Origin of the sequence: Actinoalloteichus spitiensis RMV-1378 (assembly GCF_000239155.1) — a bacterium.
Taxonomy (GTDB): domain Bacteria; phylum Actinomycetota; class Actinomycetes; order Mycobacteriales; family Pseudonocardiaceae; genus Actinoalloteichus_B; species Actinoalloteichus_B spitiensis.
In genome coordinates this window covers 1-2,588 of the sequence record NZ_AGVX02000318.1, presented here as the reverse complement: position 1 = coordinate 2,588, position 2,588 = coordinate 1, and the positions used below count along the sequence as shown (strand labels likewise).

The 2,588-nt window shown below is 69.6% G+C and carries 1 protein-coding gene; it reads right to left on the bottom strand.

The genetic code is table 11. The annotated features are described in order from the left end of the window. Positions 1-2,478 (bottom strand): non-ribosomal peptide synthetase (locus ACTIDRAF_RS0214595; protein ID WP_157163040.1); only part of this gene is annotated, 2,478 nt, incomplete at its 3' end. Positions 2,479-2,588 lie beyond the last annotated feature (110 nt).

Below are 2,588 nucleotides of genomic sequence, written 5' to 3'. Positions count from 1 at the left end.
CACCGCCGGTCGGGGGTGGTCGGTGGGCAGTTCCAACACCGGGAGCCCAGCGAGCCTCTCCCGCCAGTAATCCACCTGGTCTCGCAGGAGGTCCCCGGACACGCGCCGCCGCTGCCAGGCCGCCCAGTCGGCATAGCGGACGGGCAGGCTCGGCATCACTGCTCGGTGGCCCCGGGACGCTGCGCCGTACAGCACACCGAGGTCCCGGACCAACACGCCCGCGGACCAGCCATCGGTGACGATGTGGTGCATCGTCACCACCAACACGTGCTGGCCCGCGACCTCACGAACCAGCAACGCCCGCAGCAGCGGTCCCGACGCCAGGTCGAACGGTCGCGTCACCGCCGTGGACAACACGTCGTGCAGCGTGGCCGGTCGCTCCGACTCCGGTGTTCCGGACAGGTCGACCGTCCGGAGTCCCACGACCTCGTCGGTGGTGATCCGCTGTACGGCGTGCCCGTCGACCGTGGGGAACGTCGTGCGCAGGGCCTCATGACGTCGGAGCAGCGCGCAGAGCGCGTCCTCCAGCGCGGCGGTGTCGAGGTGTCCTGACATCCGCAGCGCGAAGCCCGTGTTGTACTCGGTGCCGCCCGGGGAGAACTCCTCCAGGAACCACAGCCGTTCCTGCCCGAAGGACAACGGCATGCTTCCGGCTCCCTGATCGGTGATCGGGAGGAGGTCCGAGCCTGGCTCGTCAGCCGACGCCTGGTGTGTCCCGACCTCCTGGCGTTCGTCGAGCTCGGCTGCCAGCGCCGCTACCGTCGGTCGGTCGAAGACGATCAGCGGAGACAGCTCGACGCCGAGACGTGCGCGGATCCGGGCGGCCGCACGCATGCTCGTGATGGAGTCCCCTCCCAACCGGAAGAAGTCGTCCTCGACTCCTACCCTGGGCAGCCCCAGCGCCTCCGCCCACACCTCCGCCAGCAGCCGTTCGGTGGCGGTCCGCGGCTCGGTGATCGGGTCGGTGCCGTCGGCAGGTCGGGGCAGCGCCCTCCGATCGAGCTTCCCGCTCGGTGTCAGCGGTGGCTCCGGGAGTGCGACGACGACCGCTGGCACCAGGTACTCGGGGAGCAGGCGCCGCAGGAAGGTACGGAGTTCGAGGTCATCGGGTGGTTCCGCACCCCTCGCGGTGACCACGTAGGCCGTGAGTCGTTCGGCAGCGGTCGCGGTCGCCGGGCTGACGAGGACCGCGGCCTGGGCGATCGAGGGATGTCCGGTGAGCACTGTCTCGATCTCGGCGGGCTCGACTCTGCGCCCCCGGAGTTTCACCTGGTCATCGACTCGTCCGAGGATCAGCAGCCTCCCGTCGGGCAGCCACCGCGCCAGGTCGCCGGTCCGGTACATCCGGTCCCCGGCGGTTCCCCACGGGTCGGCGACGAAACGCTCCGCCGTCAAGGTGGGCGAGGTGTAGCCCCGTGCGACCTGCGCTCCGGCCAGGTACAGCTCACCGCTGACTCCAACGGGAAGTGCCCGCAGCTCCCGGTCCACGACATAGGCCCGGACGTTGTGCGCCGGAGCCCCGATGGCAACGCTGGACGACCCGGTGTCCTCAGGCCGGTAGGTGCCGGCGCTGACCTGCACAGTGGTCTCGCTCGGCCCGTAGACGTTCACGACGGACTCGGCACCGAGTTCGAGGGCACGGTCCGCGAGTTCAGCGGTCAGCACTTCCCCACCAACGAAGAGCTCGCGCACACCGGAGAGGGGTTTCTGGTCGCCGGCCGCCACCGCGAGCTCACGGAGCAGGGTCGGTACCAGTTGGAGGACGGTGATGCCGTCCTCCCTGATCCTCGTCCGGAGCTCTACCGGGTCCAGGGAGATGTCGGGTTCGGCGAGCCTCAGCACGGCGCCCGTGACCAGTGGCAACCACAGTTCCCACTGGGCGGCGTCGAATGTCGCGGAAGTCCTCGCCAGGACACGGTCCGTGTCGAGGTGTCCCGGTCGGTCCCTCATCCAGCTGAGGAGGTTCACCAACGCGCGATCGGTGACCACGACGCCCTTCGGGCGTCCGGTGGAACCGGAGGTGTGTATCAGGTATGCGGGATGGTCCGGGTGCCGTCGGACGTCCGGCTCGGCGGTCGGAAGGGCTGTGTCGAACCGCTGCGGGTGGTCGTCGAGCACGAGAACGTCGCACCCGGCCCCGGGAATCCGGTTCGCGAGTTCCCGTTCGGTGATCACCAGGTCCAGTCGGCTGCCCACCACCATGCTCCTCAGCCGAGCTGGGGGTTGTTCCGAGCCGAGCGGGACGTAGGCTCCGCCTGCCCGCAGGATCGCGAGGAACGTCACGGGTAGCGCCGTCGTACGGTTGAGGAGCACACCGATCCGGTGCTCCGCCCTCACACCGCGCTCGCTGAGGTGGTGTGCGAGCCGGTTGGCCCGAGCCGACAGCTCTCCGTAGGTGAGGCGACCGTCGGAGGCGATGACGGCGAGCTGGTCAGGCGTGCGGAGGCACTGCTCGTTGACCAGTTGGTCAACGGTCATGGAGGGCACGGGACGGGCGGTGTCGTTCCACCGGTCCAGATCCCGTACCTCCGATGCGGTCGCGATGCCGAGTTGGCCGAGTGGTCGGTCGGGGTTGGTGGCGATCTCGG